Here is a 20,643-nt window from a genome sequence, read left to right on the forward strand (position 1 = left end):
TCCGCCCGTGGCCGACACCCCCGAAAATCCGCCCGAAGACGAGGATGACGGCGCGCCCGAGCGCGTGCCGATGGCGCATGACGGCCCGGTGATCGACATCGCCGAGGAGATGCGCTCGGCCTATCTCGACTACGCCATGTCGGTGATCGTCAGCCGCGCGATCCCGGACCTGCGCGACGGGCTGAAGCCCGTCCACCGGCGCATCCTGTTCGCCATGGGCGAGACCGGCAACACCTTCGACAAGCCCTACCGCAAGTCCGCCCGCCCGGTGGGCGACGTCATGGGCAAGTATCACCCGCATGGCGACGCCTCGATCTACGACGCGCTCGTGCGGATGGCGCAGGATTTCTCGATGAGCCTGCCGCTGCTCGACGGGCAAGGCAACTTCGGCTCGATGGACGGCGACCCGGCGGCGGCGATGCGCTATACCGAGGTCCGCATGGCCAAGGCGGCGAACTGGCTGCTGGCCGACATCGACAAGGACACGGTCGACTTCCAAGACAACTACGACGGCAAGGACCGCGAGCCGACCGTCCTGCCGGCGCGGTTCCCCAACATGCTGGTCAACGGCGCGGGCGGCATCGCCGTCGGCATGGCGACCAACATCCCGCCCCACAACCTCGGCGAGGTCGTGGACGCCTGCCTCGCGCTGATCGCCCAGCCCGACATCGCGACCGAGCGGCTGATGGAGATCATCCCCGGCCCGGACTTCCCGACCGGCGGCGTGATCCTCGGCCGCTCGGGCGCGCGGAAGGCCTATCTGGAGGGGCGCGGCAGCATCGTGATCCGCGCCAAGGTCCACATGGAGACCGGACGCGGCGGGCGCGAGGTCATCGTCCTCGACGAGATCCCCTATCAGGTCAACAAGGCCACGATGATCGAGCGCATCGCGGAACTGGCCAAGGAGAAGCGGATCGAGGGCATCGCCCATGTCCAGGACGAGAGCGACCGCACCGGCGTGCGGGTCGTGATCGAACTGCGCCGGGATGCCACGGCCGACGTGGTGCTGAACCAGCTGTGGCGCTTCACGCCGATGCAGACCAGCTTTGGCGCCAACATGCTGGCGCTGAACGGCGGCCGCCCCGAGCAGCTGACGCTGCGCGACTTCCTCACGCACTTTCTGAGCTTCCGCGAGGAGGTCGTCGCCCGCCGCACCGCGTTCGAGCTGAACCGTGCCCGCGAGCGCAGCCACATCCTCTGCGGCCTCGCGGTGGCGGTCTCGAACGTGGACGAGGTGGTCGCCACCATTCGCGCCTCGGCAGACCCGGCGGAGGCGCGCGCGCGACTGATGGAGCGCCGCTGGCCGGCAAAGAACATCATCGAATACCTGCGCCTGATCGACGACCCGCGCCATCCGGTGAACGAGGACGGGACCTACAACCTCTCGGAGGCGCAGGCCCGCGCGATCCTCGACCTGCGGCTGCAGCGTCTGACGGCGATGGGGGTGCAGGAGGTCACGGACGAGCTGAAGGCGCTGGCCGAGGCGATCCGCGACTACCTCGCCATCCTTGCCTCGCGCGAGCGGATCATGGGCATCATCGGTGACGAACTGCGCGAGGCGAAGGAGCTTTTCGCCGTGCCGCGCCGGACCGAGATCGGCGAATGGGCGGGCGACCTCGACGACGAGGACCTGATCGAGCGCGAGGAGATGGTCGTGACGATCACCTCCGGCGGCTACATCAAGCGCACCGCGCTGGCCGAGTTCCGCGCCCAGCGGCGCGGCGGCAAGGGCCTGTCGGGCATGTCGATGAAGGACGACGACGTGGTGACGACCCTCTTCGTCGCCAACACGCATACCGAGCTTCTGTTCTTCACCACCGACGGCATGGTCTACCGCCTCAAGACCTGGCGGCTGCCGCTGGGCGGGCGGGCGACGCGCGGCAAGGCGCTGGTCAACCTGCTGCCGATCACCTCCGGGACCGGGATCGCCGCGCTGATGCCGGTGGATGCGCCGCAGGACGAGTGGGACGCGCTGCAGATCGTCTTCGCCACCTCCGACGGGGACGTGCGGCGGAATGCGCTGAGCGATTTCACCAACGTCATGAGGAACGGCAAGATCGCCATGAAGCTGCCCGAGGGTGTGCGGCTGGTGAACGCCCGCATCGCCGATGAGGGTGACGACGTGATGCTGGTGACGGCGCTGGGCCGCGCGATCCGCTTCCCCACGACCGCCGTGCGGGTCTTCAAGGGCCGCGATTCGACCGGCGTGCGCGGCATCCGCCTTGCCAAGGGCGACGAGGTCGTCAGCATGTCGGTCATCCGCCACTTCGAGGCGACCCCGGAAGAGCGGGCGACCTACATCCGCATGCGCCGCGCGGTCGAGGGCGCGCTGGACGATGGGGCCGAGCCCGATGAGGACGAGGCCGTGGCCGAAGGCCCGATCTCGCCCGAGCGCTATGCCGAGATGTCGGCGCATGAGGATCTGATCCTGACGGTGACGGCGCGCGGGTCGGGCAAGCTGTCCAGCTCGCACGACTACCCGGTGCGCGGGCGCGGCGGTCAGGGCGTGATGGCGATGGACCGCGCGATGCGCGGCGGCCCGCTGGTCGCCTCCTTCCCGGTCGAGCGCGACGACCAGATCATGCTCGCGACCTCATCGGGGCAGTCGATCCGGGTGCCGGTGGACGGCATCAGCTTCCGCTCGCGCTCGGCCGGGGGCGTGCGGCTACTGAATGCGGCCGAGGGCGAGGAAGTGGTGTCGGTCGCGCGGGTGGCGGAGACGGGCGTGCCCGAGAACGGGGAAAACGGCGGCAACGGGGAGGTCGAGGGGGCGTGAGGCGACAGGCTTCCGAGGCCCGGCCCCGCAAGGGGAACGGGCGCTGACGGCACCATCCCGCGAGACCTGCTCCCTGCCCTCTCGGCGGTGAGGGCTGCGGGCGGGGCGCCGCGCGGACCGGCTGCGGGCGGGCTCACATCGCGCCCCATCCCGGTTCGGCAACCCGCGGGCCGCCCTCGTGAACCCTCACCGCTGCCCCGGCCCGTCCCCGTCCCCGTCGCCATCATCCCCTGCGTCCTCGAGCCCGCTCGCGCTCGCCCCGGCGATCCGCGGATCGAGCTCGTCGTCCTCCTCCCGCCTGGCGCGGGGCCGCTTCGGCCCCTGCCGCTCGGCGTCCTCGCGCGCATCGCCCGCCCCCACGACCGGGGGCACCGGCGCCGGCAGCGCCTCGGGGTTGCGCACCCAGACGTCGCGCTGGGCAAAGGGGATCTGGATGCCCTCGGCCGCGAAGCGCTCGATGATCTGGTGGCGGATCTCGCTCGAGACCGACAGGCCCTGGTTGATGTCCGACAGCACCGCGCGGATCTCGAAGTCGAGGCCATCGGCGTGGAAGCCCATGAACACCGTCGAGGGGGCGGGCTCGATCAGCACCGTGGGCTGGTCCTCGGCGATCTCCTGCAGCATGGCCGCGACGCGGCGGGTGTTGCTGCCATGCGCCACCGGCACCCGCACGATGATCCGGCCGGCGGAGGTGCCGCGGGTCCAGTTCGTCACCTCCTTGGCGATGAAGTCTTGGTTCGGCACCACCACGATCGTGCGGTCGAAGGTCTGGATCTGGGTCGAGCGCACCGACATCTTGCGCACATAGCCCTCGGCCCCCCCCACGCGGACCCAGTCGCCGACCGTGACCGGCCGCTCGATCAGCAGGATGATGCCCGAGACGAAGTTCGACACCACGTTCTGCAGGCCGAAGCCGATCCCGACCGAAAGCGCACCGGCGACGATCGCCAGCGAGCTGAGGTCGATCCCGGCGGCGAGGATTGCGATGATCGCCGCCATGACGATCCCCAGATAGCCGAGCCCCGAGACGATCGCCGACTGGCCGCCCCTGTCCATCCGGGTGCGCGGCAGGATCGAATTGCGGAAGGCGCTCTGCACCACGCGCGTGATCGCGTAGCCGACGCTGAACACGATGAAGAAGGTCAGGATCGCGCCGGGCGAGAGGCGGAAAGTGCCGATCGCGAGGCCCTGCCCTGCCCGCGTCCAGACCTCGGCCAGATCCTCCACCCGCGCGCCCCAGACGAGGGCCAGGACCGGGAAAGCCGCGAGGACCAGCCCGAACCCGATCAGCACCGGCGCAAGCGCCGTGTTCGCCCCCTCGCGCGAGCCGGTGATGAGCAGCCACAGGTCGGCGATGAACTTCTGGAGGAGCAGCACGACGCCGATCACCGCCAGCGTGATCGCCGTGGGCCACAGGATCGCGTTGGCCAGCGAGGTCCAGCCAAGCAGCGCGGCCAGCGGCGCGATCAGCGCCACGAGCCTCGAGAGGCTTGCGGCGGCGGCGAAGACGCGGTCCAGCGGCGGCATCAGCTCGGCCGTGTCCCCCGGCTCCGGCCGCCGCAGCAGATGACCGAGGCGGAGGAGCGCGAACGAGCCCACGAGGATCATCGGCAGGTGCCAGACCCCGCCCGCGGCGTCCGAGAAGATCACCGGGACGCTGGAGAAATCCGCATCCTCGTGGTCGATGCCCGCCAGCGGCAGCATCGCGCGCGACAGCAGCTGGTAGAGCGCGAAGGCGGCCGCGAGGACGATCGCCTTGCGCCGGGCCCGGTGCCGCCGCGGCGGCTTGAGTTCGAGGATCGCGGGCTCGTCGGGGTGGGGCGGCAGCAGGTTCTGTGCGATCCAGCGGCCGGCGAAGAAGCTGAAGCCCGCGACCGGCGCCGCATGCAGGAACGGCCTCCCCCAGTCGCCGACGAGGCCGCCGCGGTCGAAGGCAAGCGCCACCAGCCAGACGCCCGCGACCGGCAGCACGATCTGGCCGAGCGAGGCCAGGAAATCCACCGCCCCCGAGGCCCCCGGCGAGAGCCGGGCCGAGAGGCGGGCCGGCAGCCGGTCCACCCAGGCGCGGCCTGCGGTCAGCAGCAGCACCGCCACGGCCAGCAGCAGCAGCGACTGCGCGGCGCGCGGGCCGAACGCGGTCTCGGTGAGGGCGGCCTGCGTGTCGGTCACGAGGCCCGTCAGCAGCGCCATGCCATCGCCGAGCGCGGCCGCCCAGCTCGATGGCAGCAGCGGCGAGGGCGTCTGGCGCAGCACCGCGGTCGCCTGCAGCCCGCGCCGGGCGCGGTCGATCTGCGCCACGAGGCCGTCGGCGCGGCCATAGGCCTCTGTCGCGCGCAGCGCCGGCGCCTGCTCGACCTCGATCTCGGCGCGCAGGTCGGCGCGCCGTGCCGCAACGTCGGCGGCCTCCTCGGCGCCCTCCGCCGGGGGTGGCCCGAGCGCCGCGACCTGGTCGCGCAGCGTGGCCAGCCGCGTCGACCTGACATTCTGCGCGGCGAGAAACTGCGCTCGCCAGTCCACGACATCCGCCCGCAGCCGCTGCAGCTCGCCATCGCCGAGGTCACCCCCGTCGAGCGCCGCCTCGGCCCGTTCGGCAAAGTTCTCCCAGGCCGTGTAGTCCGGCCCCGGCGTCTGCGCCGCCGCCGCCAGTGCCGCAGCGAGGCCGAGCAGAAGCGCCAGGATCAGGGTCCTGACCTGCACGACCGGAAAGGCTGTGGCCGACATCAGCCCTCACGCATGTCCGGCACGGGGGCGGGCTCGTCCACCAGCCATTCGGGCAGCGGCAGGCCCTTCTCGCGCAGGAAGGCCGGGTTCCACAGCTTGCCCATGTAGCGGCTGCCGCTGTCGCAGAGCACGGTGACGATGGTGTGCCCCGGGCCCATCTCGCGCGCCATGCGCACCGCGCCCGCGACGTTGATCGCGGAACTACCGCCGAGGATCATCCCCTCCTCGCGCGCGAGATCCCACAGGAACGGCAGCGCCTCGGCGTCCGGGATGCGCCACGCCATGTCGGGGCGGAAGCCCTCGAGGTTGGCGGTGACGCGCCCCTGCCCGATGCCTTCGGTGATCGAGTTGCCGGGCGCCTCGAAGGCCCCGGTGGTGTAGTAGCTGTAAAGCGCCGCGCCCTCGGGATCGGCGAGGCCGATCTTCACGCCCCTCGGCTGCAACGCATCGGCCACCCCGGCGATCGTGCCGCCCGAACCGACCGCGCAGGTGAAGCCGTCGACGCGGCCGCCGGTCTGCTCCCAGATTTCGGGGCCGGTGGTCTCGGCATGGGCGGCGCGGTTCACCGGGTTGTCGAACTGGTTGGCCCAGATCGCGCCTCCCGGCTCGGAAGCGGCGAGCGCCTCGGCCAACCGGCCCGAGTAGCGCACATAGTTGTCGGGGTCGCGGTAGGGTTTCGCGGGCACCTCGACCAGACGCGCGCCCGCGAGGCGCAGCGCGTCCTTCTTCTCCTGACTCTGGGTCTCGGGGATGACGATGACGGTGCGGAAGCCCATCGAGGCGCCGATGGTGGCGAGCCCGATGCCGGTGTTGCCCGCCGTCCCCTCGACGATGGTGCCGCCGGGCCGCAGCTCGCCCTTCGCCACCGCGTCGCGGATGATCCACAGCGCCGCGCGGTCCTTGACCGAGCCGCCGGGGTTCATCCATTCGGCCTTGCCCCAGATTTCGCAGCCGGTCTCCTCGGAGGCGCGCTTGAGCCGGATCAGCGGCGTGCGGCCGACGGCGGCCGCAAGGTCGGGACTGGTCAGCATCGCGGCACCTCGCAAGGGATCGGGCCAAGGCTTACCGGCGCCCTCCCCGCGCGGCAACCCTGCCCCGCCTCACGCGGTTCCGGCGCGCCGCTGCAGCCCCGACGCCTCGAGCGCCAGCCACAGGGCGAGAAGCGTGAGCGGGGAATTGGGCAACTCCCCCGCCCGCGCCATCCGCGTCAGCGCCGCCCGCGGCAGCAAATGGGCGCGGATGTCCTCGGCCTCGGTCTCGAGCCCGCCGAGGCCCCCGGCATCGTCCGGCAGGTCGCAGAGCGCGATGAAGCTGTAGATGTATTCGTTGAACGATCCCGGCGAGGCATAGCCCGCAGGCCCCGCCACGAGGCGCGCGGGATCGAGGTTCAGCCCCGCTTCCTCTTCCGCCTCGCGGATGGCGGTCTCCGCCGGCGTCTCGCCGGGATCGATGCGGCCGGCGATCGGCTCCAGCATCCAGGGCTGCGCCTCGCCGCGGGCCGCCACGGCGGCGCGGAACTGGTCGATGACCAGCACCCGGTCGCGCGCCGGGTCCCAGGGCAGCACCGTCACCGCATCGCCCGCGACGAAGACCTCGCGCGTGAGGCGCGGCCCCATGCGGCCGTCATGGCGGCGGTGGACCAGGTCGAGTTCCTCCACCGCGAAATGCCCGGCATGAAGCATCCGCCGCTTGACGAGCCGCCAGTTGTCCGGCCGGACCGGCGGCAGCAGGCCACCGGGGTCCGACCGCCGCTCGGCCGCCCCGCGCAGCCGCGATGCGGCGGCGACAGCGATCTGGGGCAGGCGTCGCCGGAGGGCGTCGGCGGTCATGCCGGGAGGCGCGGCGAGGATCTCGCCGGCGATGGCGGCGGCGAGGTCGTGGTCGGGCGGAGTGACCGAAGCCGTCGCTTCGCCGCGCCGCGGGGAGAGGCCGAGGCCCGGCCCTGCGGGCGTCTCCACCGCCTCGAGGCCGAAGACCGCCGCATAGCGGTCGAGCCCCTCCGAGGCGGCGACCCGCCGCGCCGGAACCTCGCCCGACCCCGGCAGCAGCACCGGCCAGCCGCCGACCTCCACCCCGGCCCGGCCCCCGCCGCCGAGCCTTCCCGTCAGCGCCACCCTCTCGCCCTCGAGCCCAAGCGCCTCCGCCATGGCGTCGCCGGCCAGAACCCCGACCAGCAAAACCGCCTCCCCACCCGCCGCCATGCCGCCGCCCTCTCGCCCACCGCGCACCGCCGCCCGGCACCGCGCCGGCCTTCCGGGAAAAGCACTTGCACCGCAACCCGCAGCCCTCTACATCCGCGCCACCACCCCAAGCGCGGAGAGGTGCCGGAGTGGTCGATCGGGGCGGTCTCGAAAACCGTTGAGCCTTCACGGGTTCCGTGGGTTCGAATCCCACCCTCTCCGCCATCCATACTTTTGTGCCCAGCAGACGCTGATCTTCCTTGCATTGCTGGGGTTCGCGCTACAAGCCTTGCTACAAATCCCGCTACAAACAGGGGCAAGGCATGAAGCACGTTCAGCACGTCCGCGGGCGCTGGGTCGCCCGTATGACCGTCCCGGAGGAGCTGCGGCCGATCCTCAACATGCGGGAGCTGGTCGCGCCCCTCGGCACCGACAAGCGTCAGGCCGAGCGGCAGGCCCTCGCGGTCCTGAACCGCTTCCACGCGATCCTGGACGAAGCTCGCGAGGCGTATGAGGCGGGCCGGCCCACCCTCACGAGTGCAGCCAAGCTGCACTATCAGGCCGAGTTGGTTGCCGATGACCGTGAGCGGCTGGCACCGGGCGGCGCAAACGACTTCATGAAGGCATCCCGGCCGGTCTATGCGAACCGGCTGCGCCTCGCCCTGAGCGGCACCGACGGGCGCGAAGAGCTCGAGGCGCTGGTCGGCTATGCTGCTGACGATCTCGCCGGCAAGGGCTTCGCACCAGACGTTCCCCGGCATGTCTTGTTGCGCGCTCTCGCGGAGGTTCAGCTTGACGCCCTCGCCCGGTTCCAAGAGCGCGATGACGGCCGCGTGAAGCCCGGTGAACCGGCGAGCCCGCTGCTGACCGCCCCGGACCCTGAGCCCGCGGTAATGGCCCCCGCTGAACGCAAGGGCGGTCCCACCCTCTCCGACCTCCTTGGCGCATTCCACAACGAGCGAAGCGCTGGCGGGCGATCTCTCGCGCAGAAGACGATGGATGAGCACAAGGGGGCCGTCCGCATGTTCGAGGAGTTCCTGGGTCAGACCGTGCCGGTCCGGTCTATCACGAAGCAGAAGATCATCGCCTACAAGCAGGCCCTGCTAGAAACGCCCACCCGCTACACTCTGCGGTTCAAAGGCCTGATGCTGCCCCAGGCGATCAAGGCCAACAAGAAGCGCGAAAAGCCATTCGAGACGCTGGACCCGCAGACGATCAACATGAAGTGGCTGTCGCATCTGTCGAGCATTCTGCAATGGGGCGCAAACAATGGCTTCATCGACATAAACCCGGCGCTCGGTGTCCGTGTGGACACGGGGAGCGCGGTTCACAAGGAACCAACCCGACTTCCGTTTGACCAGGAAGAATTGCAGCGCATTTTCGGACACCCCATGTTTAACGACCCGTCGCGCTACGAAACCCGGCAATGGGCAGTTCTGATGGCGCTCTACACCGGGGCACGATCGTCTTCAGAGTTCCGAAAAATCAAGCTAGCTGATGTTCGAGAGGAGCAGGGTGTCCCTGTCTTCGATTTGCGAGAGGCCACGAAGAACAGGCGGAGCAAACGCTTGGTGCCGATCCACAAGGACTTGCTTCAAATCGGCTTGCTCGCGTATGTCGCTAAGCTGCGCAGCCAGAACGAATCCCGCCTGTTCCCAGACTGGGAGCCCGAGGACAAGGTAAACAACTGGTTTCTTCGGACGTTCCGGAAGACGGTTGGCATCATGGACGCGCGCAAGGTCTTCCATTCGTTTCGGCACAACCTGAAGACCGAGCTGGTCCGCTCGGGTTGCACTCGTGAGCTTGCAGACCTGATCGCCGGACATGAGGACCAGTCTGCCGCTGCCGTCTATATTCACGAGGCACCGATCAAGCGCATGAAGGAGGCGCTTGATCGGGTCGACTTTCGCCTCCCAATCCCGATCTTGACCACTCGCTCCACTTCAAGAACATGAGCATGCTCATTGCTCAAGGTCCTGAAATGCGGGCTGCGGCTGTGGTCTAACCAGTGCCGCGACGAGATCGCAAACCCAACGCAGCTTGGATGGCACGAGAAAAATCTCGCCACAGTGGCGACCAACTCGTCGCCGATCCCTCGTGCTTACAATGGGCGGAGGAGACCCCCTGCATTCGCTGGTGGGCCTCGCGCGCGACCGAGGAGGCTCACGACCCCTTCTTGAAGAACGTCCTGATCATCGCCCGTGCCTTGGCAGTCAACGACGGGTCAGAATTGTCGGACGCGTCACGGATCTCGGACAGCCAGGCCAGTTCATTTCTCGAAACGGGAGTCCCAAAGATCGAAATCACCGCTGCAGCACCTGCCGGACCGATCGACTGATCCAAAGACAATCGCATCAACAATGCGGGGTCCACTTCGATAGCTCGAGCGAGATCGGGAACCCGATCCAGCGGAATCTTGGAGCTACCGTTCTTCAGGAGCGAGACGAAGTTGGCGTTGTTGAAACCAGCCTCACGCGCGATTTCCGATTGTGTCTTTCTCCCCTGGAGATCTCGGATGTGCTCGCGAAGCAGGTTGGCAGCTGGCGTGTTATGGAATGGTTTGGTCATGTTGCACTCTCTGAGCTAGGTCGTATCGAGACTATGCAGACATGTGCGTATTTGGTCGGGTGGGAATTGATCTCTTGGCACAGGAACCTTAGCGTCAGGACCCATAAACCCGGTTGATCCGGAGGCGGTTGGCTGATTCAAGCTCTCCAGTTGGGCGGAGCGGGATGAGCGGGTATCTCTGATTGACGGAAGCGCCGATGGAACGTCTCCGACGGTTTTTTTTTCTAAGGTCCCGCGGCCGGGCTTGGATGACCGCCGCGTGCGCCTGCTGCGGGGTCTGCCGCCCGCCATTTGGCTGGTCGCGGACGAGGGCTATGATGTCGGCCGCTTCGGGAGGCGCTCGCCGCCCGGAAGATCATCACCTGTATTCCGGCCCGCCGAGCGCGCCGCAGCGCCGCACCACAGGATCGAGATCGCTACAGGCAGCGCGACCGCATCGAGAAGTTCGTCCGCCTCAAGACTGGCGTCGGATCGCCAACCGATATGATAGATGTGGCGACCTGTTTCTCGCCGCCACCTGCATCGCTGCAACGGTCATGTTCTGGTTGTGAGTGCTGACCCTAGATAAATCAGCAGCCTGCGTTTCCGGACTCTGTAGGACACCGCCATGGTGAGACCTGCACTCATCGCCCGCGCCGCAGCAAATTGGGGGCCGGCGACGACGGCTGATAACGCTGGCCAAAGAAGGGCTCGGACTGACCTTCTCGACGCACGACCTAGCTCAGGCCGAGCGGCGGGCGGGCCAAGTCATGACTATCAACCGTGGCGGCACGGCAGGGATTGTGCCCTCGGGGCGGACTCGATGTCGGCAACCTGGCCGCGCTCCATGACCTCACTCCAGGTGAGGCCCGCCGGGCGTCGAAGGGCCACCCTCGTCAGCGCCGCCAGCTCTCGCGCCGGCTTTACCGCGTTCGAGGCGAGAAGCTTCTTCGACTGCTCCTGCCAGGGCCCAAACCGTCATGGCAAAGCCCGCCCGGGTGAGCGGCATGGTTGCTTTGAGTTTAAAGCAATGGCCTACTCAGCTTCTGAGCGATCGCCGAGCCAGGCGAACGATCCCCAGGGAGGACGAGATGGCTAAGTTCAAAGGAAATGACGGGCACCTGAACAGTTCAACGCTAGTAAACCGTCGCGATCTGCTGCGCGCGACCGCGGCGTTCGGCGCAGCCGTCTCGGTCGGGGGCACTGCGATCGCCCAGCCCGCGATCGCCCGGACTGCGGTGACCCAGCCGGACACCGCTCCGCCCGCCGGCGGCGACATCCTGATCCGCGGGGGACACGTCCTCTCAATGGACCCGGACATCGGCGATCTGGCGGTCGGCGACGTTCACATCAGCAACGGCGCCATCGTCGCCGTGGGCGAAGGCCTCGATGCGCCCGGCGCCATCGTGATGGACGCCAGCGACATGATCGTCCTGCCCGGCTTCGTCGATACCCATTCGCATCTGTGGAATGCGTTCCTGCGCGGCTCGATCCGCGGCGACGATCCGGTGCGCGGCTATTTCCCGACCACGAACCGCGCAGCACCCCTCACTACGCCGGACGACGCCCATGCTTCGGTGCGCTTCGGCGTCCTCGAGGCGCTGCTGTCGGGAACGACCTGCATCAACAACTTCTCTCACAACACACGCTCGCTCAAACACGCCGAGGCCGAGATCGAGGCGGCTCGCAGCCTCGGCATTCGCAGCCGTTTCTCCCACGGCCCCGGCGGCCGGGACGGAACCCTCGATTTCGCCAGTGTCGAGGAGGTCATCTCGAACTGGGGCGACGCCGATCCCCTTGTCACCCTTGGCGTCAACCTCCGGCTCCCCGCGGCTGACATTCTGCAAAGCGGCGGCGATGCCGAGACCTTTGTCGCCGAGGTGCGCTTCGCGCGCGAACGGGGGCTCCCAGTCTCGCTCCACTACGGCAACTCTGCCCACGGCCTCGTGGACCTGATGGAGCGGCACGACCTCCTCGGACCGGACATCCTGATGATCCACACTCAGGGCTTCACGCTGGAGGAGCGGGAACTGATGGTCTCGCGCGACGTGCAGTTCAGCATGTCGCCCGCAATCGAGATCCCCTATTCGACGGTCCGAAACGGTTACATCCAGTTCGCCGAACTGGAGGATCTGGGCGCGAGCTTGGGCCTTTCCATCGACGCCTCTTCGGCCGTGGCTACCGCAGATTTCTTCACCGTGATGCGCGCGCTGCAATGGTCGCACAAGCAGCGCGGCGACATCGACCGCATGAGCCTCGAGCCGCGACGGATCGTCGAGATCGCAACGCTCGGCGGCGCCGCGGCGCTCGGCATGGGCGACCGGATCGGGTCGCTGACAGCGGGCAAGCGGGCCGACATCCAGCTGGTGCGCAAGACCGACATCAACATGGCGCCGGTCCTCGATCCCTATTTCTCGCTGGTCTATTCGGGCCAGCCGGCGAACGTGGACACGGTGATCGTGGACGGCCACGTGCTGGTGAGCGGCGGGCAGCCGGTGATGGTCGACACCGCCGATGTCGTCGCCACCGCATCGGAGGCCGCCCTGAGGCTCCATGATGAACTGGAGGCGATCATCGCGAAGGGATAAGGCTGCGGCGGAGCAGCCCTTTGGTCTCTCAGAGAAGTCCGCCTTTCCGCTGTCAGAACGGAGCCCCCGCCGCTAGGCCCTGCCCGCCCGGTTTCCCGGGCGGGCGTTGCGTCGGTTCGGTCTGCGATGCCTGCGCCGCACGGACGATCTCGACAGCCCACACCGTCATCGGCGCCTCCGGTTCGCGGATCCCAGCGTCCGGAGGCCGGGAAGTTCATATGGCCGGTCAGCGGGACCGGTGAGGCGGTGCAGATCTCTACGGCCCAACCCGGCTAACTTCTGGAAGGGATCGACCGGCGAAATCCGTGCTGGACACACAACGGATGCTGTCCCGCCGGGACTTGGACACCTCCGCTTGCAGCCCCCAGCGGCGCGCTGAGTGTGAGAACGAGGACCATGCCGGTCGGGCAAGCGACCTTCGTCCGTTCGTTGATCGGATTGCCCTGAGCCATGGCTGAGGATAAGCTCTGATCGTAAGGGCTGCGGTTAACCAACTTCATGATCTGGCCCTTCCGGATACCGAGGCCCTTGCCATCCATGAACCTGCGCAAGGCAGCCTTTCCTGCGGGTGTCAGCCGCCGGTTTACGAACATGGCAGGGGCAGCAGGAACCGTGGGCGGCGCTGCTCCCGTAGGCAGGGAAATAGTGACGCCGAGATCCCGGAGGAACGTGCTCTGCTCCGTCGCGCTCGCCTTCCTCCAGGCATTGCGAAGTTCATGAAGCCGGGTTCGGGGCTTACGCAAACCACATGCTACCAAGGCGTCGTTCAGCGAACCGTAGTCCCCTCGCTGCAACTCTTGGTAGGTCGCCGGGTGCTCGGTCTTGAGGCGCCGCTCGTAGTAAGCGCGATCACGCTTGGTGGTCATAGATAAATCTACCTAAACACTCGACGTAGATCAATCTACTTTGCGCCGGCGCGATAGTCTAGCGGCACCGTGGGCCGCTCAAGGTTTCCATGGCCGCTTGGTGGTGGTTGCCTCCCGGGGGGATCGCACTGGAGAAGAAAATCAGCTTCCCAGTGCGACGGTGAATGGGAGCCATTGTATAAAGCGAGTAGGGAAATCCAAACAGGACCAAGACGCAGATGCCGAAAGCCTATCCTTGCAGCAGATTTGATCATCGGCTCCCTGACCCTGATCGTCACGTCCCGCCAGCATCTCCGCCGGGTGACAGAAACGTCCACCAGCTCGCTCGCAATTGCTCCCAGCATGGACAGGGCGGAACCCCGCTTCAGCAGCCTGCTCGTGCAGTGGCCGGTTCTCCCCTCTGCTCCATCATCACCCAAGGCATCCTTCACCCAAGCATACCACAGCCCACTCCAACCAAGACCAACCCATCGGCCGGGCGCACCAGGAAGAGCAGGATCACGAAGCGCGCGGTGGTCATCACCAGCCCGAGATCTCCACTGGTGCCGCGCTGGAGGGATCTCGACAAGACGGGTCGTCTTCGGGCCGCGGTCCAAGCCTGCGGGAGGCAGCATGGCTGGGTGTTCTCGCTCAACCTGTCGATCGGTCGGGAAGGCGGCACCCTCTACAACAAGGATCCCAAGCGGAACCTTGAGAAGCGTCTCAACGCGGCCCTCAACAAGCATGGCCTCCGAGGTCTGCCGGTCGCCTTCGTCATTGAGGCCGAGCGCGTGACCGGCCGCGTGCACCTGCATGGTGTCCTCGTTCCTGGCGCCCATTCGAAAAAGGTAATCGAACGTGCTTTGGCTGAGGCTGGCGGTAAGCTGAAGGGGCAGCAACGGACCCGCCAGTGCAAGATCGAGCCTTTCAGAGACCCGGGCCCGGATGGGTGGCACCGTTACATCACCGAGGATCTGCGGTTTACCTCCAGACACGTCGACGGCGATCTCATCTACATCTCGCAGCCGCTGATCCGGCTCAGGAGCTCGTTCTACGAGGAGGTGATCCGCGGCGGCGCTGCGGCGAACACAACCAGTGGGATGCCTTAGCTCGACGGCGCCACCCTTGGGAGGATATGCAGGGGTGGCCACGCACGGGGCGCAAAAACAAGGAGCGGCCGGCCATGAACGCAGTCGAGATCGAGGAGGCCGTGTCAACCTTGGCCGAGGCGTCGTTCGATCCCGTCGAGTTCCCCTTCGCCTTCCTGCAGGCCTTCGGCAACAAGGAGACCACCCTCCGCCGCCTCCGGAAGGGCGAGTCGAACCGCTCCGACGTCGGCGGCGTGCTGCAGACGGGGAACATCCACATCAAGGTCGCGGCGCCAGGCGAGGTTCCAGCGACACTCGCCGCCCTGCGCGCCAGCCCCGCCACGACCAAGTCCAAGGCCCGCTTCATCGTCGCCAGCGATGGCGACACGCTCGAGGCCGAGGACCTCACCACCGGCGAGACCATCGCCACCGGGTTCCGCGAGTTCCCCGACCACTTCGGCGTCTTCCTGCCGCTGGCGGGCATCTCGACCGTCAGCCAGATACGCGAGAGCACATTCGACATCCGCGCGACCAGCCGGCTGAACCGCCTTTATGTCGAGCTGCTGCGCGAGAACCCGGACTGGGGCAGCGACGCGCGCCGGGTCGAGATGAACCACTTCATGGCGCGGCTGATCTTCTGCTTCTTCGCCGAGGACACCGACATCTTCCACGGCACCCGTCGCTTCACCTCGACCGTCGAGCAGATGTCGGACGCCGGCAACGCTCACCATGTGATCGGCGAGATCTTCCGGGCGATGAACACCCCCATCGCGAACCGGGCGACCAGCGGGCTGCGGCCCTGGGCGGACGCCTTCCCCTATGTCAACGGCGGCCTCTTCTCCGGCCCGCTGGAGGTGCCGCGCTTGTCGCGCATCGCGCGCAGCTACCTGCTGCATGTCGGCAGCCTCGACTGGACCAAGATCAACCCCGACATCTTCGGCTCGATGATCCAGGCCGTCGCGGACGACGAGGAGCGGGGCGCGCTGGGGATGCACTACACCAGCGTGCCGAACATCCTGAAGGTGCTGAACCCGCTGTTCCTCGACGATCTGAACGCCAAGCTGGCGGAGGCGGGCGACAACCCGCGCAGGCTGCTGAACCTGCGCAACCGCATGGCGCGCATCCGGGTGTTCGACCCGGCATGCGGCTCGGGCAACTTCCTGGTCATCGCCTACAAGGAGATGCGGGCGATCGAGGCCGAGATCAACCGCCGCCGGGGCGAGGCCGACCGCGCCACCGCGATCCCCCTGACCAACTTCCGCGGAATCGAGCTGCGCGACTTCCCGGCCGAGATCGCGCGGCTGGCGCTGATCATCGCCGAGTATCAGTGCGACGTCCTCCATCGCGGGCAGAAGGAGGCGCTGGCCGAGTTCCTGCCGCTGGACTCGCAGAACTGGATCACCTGCGGCAACGCGCTGCGGCTGGACTGGCTGTCGATCTGCCCGCCGACCGGGACGGCGGTGAAGGTAGCCTCGGACGACCTGTTCGGGACACCGCTGGACCACAGCGAGATCGACTTCGAGAACGAGGGCGGGGAGACATATATCTGCGGGAATCCGCCGTATCTGGGTTTTACTTGGCAGTCGGCCGAGCAGAAAGCTGACTTGCGATCGTTGTTTTCTGGTCGGACACGAAGCTGGAGGTCTCTCGACTACGTTTGCGGGTGGTTCATCAAAGCTGTCGATTACAGCAGAGAGTCCCCGGCTTCGACCGCTTTCGTGGCAACCAACTCCATCTGCCAAGGACAGATCGTTCCCATACTTTGGCCGCTCATATTGGAGAGCGGAAATGAAATTTCGTTTGCTTACACCTCCTTCAAATGGGCGAACCTTGCAAATTACAATGCGGGCGTGACAGTTGTCATTGTTGGCATCTCCCTTACGGCGAGACCAGTTCGGCGCTTGTTCTCGGTGGCTGGGGACGGCTCGACCCTTACTCAAGAGGTTCCGAACATCAACCCATATCTGGTGCCCTCCAAGAATGTCATCGTGGCAGGCAGATCAACCCCATTGGGACCTCAATCAGAAATGGTGTGGGGAAACAAGCCGACTGACGGGGGCCATCTATTCATGACGCACGATCCGCGCGCAGCGATCATTCTAGAGTATCCCAATGCGTCTCCGTTCATAAAGAGGTTCCTCGGGGCACAGGAGTTCATTAGGGGGCAGCAACGCTACTGCTTGTGGATAGAAGACGATAGGCGCGAGGAGGCAGAAGCCATCCCGGAGATCGCCCGACGCCTTAATGAAGTAGCCAGGGTCCGATCTGAAAGCACAGCAGTCGAGACGCGTCCAGCCGCGGCTTTTCCGCACCGATTCCGGCAAATCCAATCCACGGCCAAGACGAGTTCGATTGTGGTAGCCCGCGTCAGCTCAGAAAGTCGAGAATACCTTCCGGTCGGCCTAGAAGACTCGGAAACAATTATCGGCGACCGGAACTTTGCCCTCTACGACTCCCCGCTCTGGAACCTCGCCCTCATCGCCTCGCGCCTCCACTGGGTTTGGATCGGCACCGTCTGCGTCCGCATGAGGACGGATTTCTCCTACTCCAACACCCTCGGCTGGAACACCTTCCCCGTCCCCACGCTCACCGCGCAGAACCGGGCCGACCTGACCCGCACCGCCGAAAACATCCTCCTCGCCCGCGAGGCGCATTACCCGGCCACCATCGCCGACCTCTACGACCCCGAGCGCATGCCCGACCACCTGCGCGCCGCGCATGAGTCCAATGACGAGGTGCTGGAGCGCATCTACATCGGCCGCCGCTTCCGCAACGACACTGAGCGGCTGGAGCATCTGTTCGCGCTCTACACGAAGATGGTGGCCACCCCGTGCCCGAAGAGGAAGCAGGCATGAAGGACATCGTCCCCGCCGTCTCGATCACGCTCGATCCCGGCGCCGGTGCCGCGGTCTCGAACGAACTCGGCATGCGCCCGATGCAGGCCCGCGTCTGGCAGCGCCGGGGCGAGCAATACCTGCTGATCAAGTCGCCCCCCGCCTCGGGCAAGAGCCGGGCGCTGATGTTCGTGGCGCTGGACAAGCTGGCGAACCAGGGCCTGCGGCAGGCGATCATCGCGGTCCCGGAGCGCACCATCGGCGCCAGCTTCCAGGACGAGCCGCTGTCGCAGAACGGCTTCTGGGCCGACTGGCGGGTGGAGCCGCGCTGGAATCTCTGCGCCGCCTCCGGCACCGACGGCGGCAAGGTGGACGCGGTGCGCGCCTTCCTCGCCTCGGACGACCGGGTGCTGGTCTGCACCCACGCCACCTTCCGCTTCGCGGTTGAGCGACTCGGCGTCGAGGCCTTCGATGACCGCCTGATCGCGGTGGACGAGGTGCACCACGTCTCGGCGCATCCCGACAGCCGCCTGGGCCAGCACCTCGGCGCGCTGATCGCGCGGGACCGCACGCATATGGTCGCCATGACCGGCAGCTACTTCCGCGGCGACTCGGTCGCCGTTCTGACGCCGGAGGACGAGGCGCGGTTCGAGACCGTGACCTACACCTATTACGAGCAGCTTGCCGGCTATCGCTGGCTGAAGCGCCTCGACCTGCGCTACGCCTTCTACAGCGGCGCCTATGCCGACGCGATCTCGCGCGTGCTGGACCCCAGCCTGAAGACCATCGTGCACATTCCCAGCGTGAACGCGCGCGAGAGCACGAAGGATAAGATCAAGGAGGTCGAGCATATCCTCGAGGCCCTGGGGGAATGGCAAGGGGCGGACCCGGCGACCGGCTTCCAGCTGATCCGCACGAAGGGCGGGCGGGAGCTGCGGGTGGCGGACCTAGTGGACGACGAGCCGGTCCGGCGCGAGCGGGTGGCCGCGGCGCTGCGGGACCCGGCGCACAAGAACGACCGCGACCACGTGGACATCATCATCGCCCTCGGCATGGCCAAGGAGGGCTTCGACTGGATCTGGTGCGAGCATGCACTGACGGTCGGCTACCGCGCCAGCCTGACCGAGATCGTGCAGATCATCGGCCGCGCCACCCGCTCGTTCTCGAAGGCGGCCTCGGCGGCCAGCGCAGGGATCGCGTGGCAGAAGCCGAGGTCCTCGGTCTGGATCAGCCGCGCCGCCGGATTGGCGCGGCGGATTTCGCGCATGGCGCCGCGGGTCGCGTCGATCTGGTTGAGCAGCGCCAGCCAGCAGGCATCCTCGTCCAGCATGTGCGGATACCAGTGGCCGTAAAGGCAGCTGAACCGCGCCGTCGTCAGCGGTTCGTTAACCGGCGTCCAGTCCTCGACCCAGGGGTAGCGCTCGGCGACCGCACGGGCATGCGCGGCCAGACCCGCGGCGAAGTCGTCGGCCACGAGGCTGGTATATGCCGGGCCGCTGCCGTGATGCACGAGGCCGACGATCGGACGGAGACCCAGCCGCCGGATTTCAGCCATCCGCGTGTCGCTCCAGGCGAAGTCGACCGCGTCGGGCCGCTCCGGCGACACGCGCTCCCACAGCACCGGATAGCGCAGCGCTCGCAGGCCGAGTTCGGCAAACAGTTCGAGATCGCCGGTGCGGTCCTCGTGCCCCGTGCGCAGGGTCTGGTCGAAGAAGCGGTCGCCGACGCGATTGACGGTATACTCGCACCCACCCCAGAGTTGCAGATCGACCATGACATGAATCTCGCACAGAGGCCGCCGGGGTTGTCAGGGCGTTGCGCCTCGCCGGTCGGAGGCACGCCGCAGCGAAAGTAAATCAGCCCGCCCGCACCCGGAGGCCGCGCCAGTCTTTGGTTACTGAAGAAAAATCCTGCGGCCGCGCCCGCGGTTCCGGCGGAGCGGCGGCCTCAGCGCCAACTCTTGTTAGCCTTACATCTGCGGCACAGATCGGCATGAACCGGCCTCGGGGTTGAGGGATTACCCTCCGACCTGTCGCAGCAATCGAAAAGCCCAGCATGACTGAACACTCATCGTCCGAACGTTGGGTCTGCCTCGCCGGCGGCAATGCCCTTGGCGCCTTTCACCTCGGGGCCATCGAGGCGCTGCTCGACGCCCGTGTTCCGGTCCGGCGAGTCGCTGGTGCGTCCATCGGCGCCGTTGTTGCCGCACTGTGGCTCGGCGGTCCGCCGGACGGAGCGGCCGGGCGTCTACGGGCGTTCTGGACGCGGGCCGAAGGCACCTCCGCCTCCGGAGGACTACGCTTCTCGAGGCAGATGGCGGCGATCCGAGCCCTGCTCGGGGGGCGTCCACGGCTCTTCCTGCCGACGCTCCCGGGGCTCTGGGCCGCGCATCCGCTGGCATCCGACGACGACCATCTGCATTCGACCGCGCCGCTTCGCCGGACGCTCCTCGAACTGATCGACTTTGACCGGTTGAATGACGGCCAAACACGCCTGATCGTCAACGCACTCGATCAGCGGACAGCCGAGGACGTGGTCTTCGACACTGCCGAAACCCGCCTGACGGTCGATCACCTGCTCGCCAGCACCGCGCTGCCGCTGCTGTTCCCGCCGGTCGAGATCGAGGGGCGCCTGCTGGTCGATCCGGGGCTTTCAGCCAATCTGCCGATCGCCGCCCTGTTCCGGGACCGGCCTAGGCATGACGTCCTCTGCTGGGCGATCGACCTCTGGCCGCGGGCCGCGGATCGCGCCACCTCGCCCGACACCGTGACCCGCCGGGCACAGGATCTGCTGTTTGCCGCGCAGAGCCGACATGCACTCGAACATCTGACCGAGACTGCCTCGGCGCCGCTGCGCGAGAGGGAACTGAGTGTGGCGGTCCACCACCTCGGCTACGATGGCGGCGATTGGGAGGTCGCGGCGAAGGCCTTCGATTTCTCGCACGCGGCGATCATGCGCAGGCGTCGGGCGGGAACCGCGGTGATGTGCAAGGCGCTGTCGGATGCGCAGCCGTCGCCGCAGCCCGGGCTCTCCGTCATCCGTCATGGCTTCTGCAGCTGAACGG

The 20,643-nt window shown here is 67.3% G+C and carries 12 protein-coding genes and 1 tRNA gene; 8 read left to right on the forward strand and 5 right to left on the reverse strand.

Translation table 11 applies throughout. From position 1 onward, the window contains the following. Positions 1-7 precede the first annotated feature (7 nt). Positions 8-2,776: a DNA gyrase subunit A gene (gyrA, locus tag GI374_RS12900; protein WP_370515335.1), complete on the forward strand. Its 2,769-nt coding sequence runs from the start codon at positions 8-10 to the stop codon at positions 2,774-2,776. A gap of 186 nt (positions 2,777-2,962) precedes the next feature. On the opposite strand, the gene GI374_RS12905 is transcribed toward gyrA, so the two are convergent. From GI374_RS12905 to GI374_RS12915, 3 genes are all read right to left on the reverse strand, one after another. Continuing rightward, positions 2,963-5,497, reverse strand: a complete 2,535-nt coding sequence (locus GI374_RS12905) for a DUF3772 domain-containing protein (RefSeq protein WP_154337482.1) — start codon at positions 5,495-5,497, stop codon at positions 2,963-2,965. Beyond that, entirely contained in the window at positions 5,497-6,528 is a 1,032-nt protein-coding gene (locus tag GI374_RS12910; protein WP_154337483.1) for a cysteine synthase A, read from the reverse strand. Before GI374_RS12910 ends, GI374_RS12905 begins: the two co-directional genes overlap by 1 nt. 69 nt (positions 6,529-6,597) lie before the next feature. Then, positions 6,598-7,698: an NUDIX domain-containing protein gene (locus GI374_RS12915; protein WP_154337484.1), complete on the reverse strand. Its 1,101-nt coding sequence runs from the start codon at positions 7,696-7,698 to the stop codon at positions 6,598-6,600. 114 nt (positions 7,699-7,812) lie between these two features. Between GI374_RS12915 and GI374_RS12920 the strand changes: the two genes are divergently transcribed. Together GI374_RS12920 and GI374_RS12925 are read left to right on the forward strand one after the other, a co-directional pair. Further along, positions 7,813-7,902: transfer RNA gene (locus GI374_RS12920), tRNA-Ser, on the forward strand. Positions 7,903-8,000: 98 nt separating this feature from the next. Further along, positions 8,001-9,632, forward strand: coding sequence for a site-specific integrase (locus GI374_RS12925; protein WP_154337485.1), 1,632 nt, complete (start codon positions 8,001-8,003; stop codon positions 9,630-9,632). Between the two features lie 208 nt (positions 9,633-9,840). Here GI374_RS12925 and GI374_RS12930 read toward each other — a convergent pair whose 3' ends face one another. Further along, on the reverse strand, positions 9,841-10,245 hold the full coding sequence (locus GI374_RS12930; RefSeq protein WP_154337486.1) for a helix-turn-helix transcriptional regulator: 405 nt from the start codon (positions 10,243-10,245) through the stop codon (positions 9,841-9,843). A gap of 959 nt (positions 10,246-11,204) precedes the next feature. Here GI374_RS12930 and GI374_RS12935 point away from each other — a divergent pair. After that, positions 11,205-12,812 (forward strand): amidohydrolase family protein, encoded by a 1,608-nt coding sequence (locus tag GI374_RS12935; protein ID WP_229583205.1) that lies wholly within the window; start codon positions 11,205-11,207, stop codon positions 12,810-12,812. Between the two features lie 272 nt (positions 12,813-13,084). Here the strand turns inward: GI374_RS12935 and GI374_RS12940 are convergent, their stop codons facing one another. Beyond that, positions 13,085-13,678 (reverse strand): hypothetical protein, encoded by a 594-nt coding sequence (locus GI374_RS12940; RefSeq protein ID WP_154337487.1) that lies wholly within the window; start codon positions 13,676-13,678, stop codon positions 13,085-13,087. 620 nt (positions 13,679-14,298) lie between these two features. Between GI374_RS12940 and GI374_RS12945 the strand changes: the two genes are divergently transcribed. The 4 genes from GI374_RS12945 to GI374_RS12965 all read left to right on the forward strand — a co-directional run bounded on the left by GI374_RS12945 (position 14,299) and on the right by GI374_RS12965 (position 20,639). Continuing rightward, on the forward strand, positions 14,299-14,766 hold the full coding sequence (locus tag GI374_RS12945) for a hypothetical protein (protein ID WP_154337488.1): 468 nt from the start codon (positions 14,299-14,301) through the stop codon (positions 14,764-14,766). A gap of 74 nt (positions 14,767-14,840) precedes the next feature. Further along, a complete protein-coding gene (locus tag GI374_RS12950; protein WP_154337507.1) occupies positions 14,841-17,600 on the forward strand; it encodes a DNA methyltransferase in 2,760 nt (919 codons plus the stop codon). Continuing rightward, positions 17,597-18,931, forward strand: a complete 1,335-nt coding sequence (locus tag GI374_RS12955) for a DEAD/DEAH box helicase (protein WP_229583207.1) — start codon at positions 17,597-17,599, stop codon at positions 18,929-18,931. Before GI374_RS12950 ends, GI374_RS12955 begins: the two co-directional genes overlap by 4 nt. A 703-nt stretch (positions 18,932-19,634) precedes the next feature. Continuing rightward, positions 19,635-20,639, forward strand: coding sequence for a patatin-like phospholipase family protein (locus GI374_RS12965; protein ID WP_154337490.1), 1,005 nt, complete (start codon positions 19,635-19,637; stop codon positions 20,637-20,639). Positions 20,640-20,643: the final 4 nt, after the last annotated feature.

It is taken from the genome of Paracoccus sp. S-4012 (genome assembly GCF_009674885.1).
GTDB lineage: Bacteria > Pseudomonadota > Alphaproteobacteria > Rhodobacterales > Rhodobacteraceae > Paracoccus.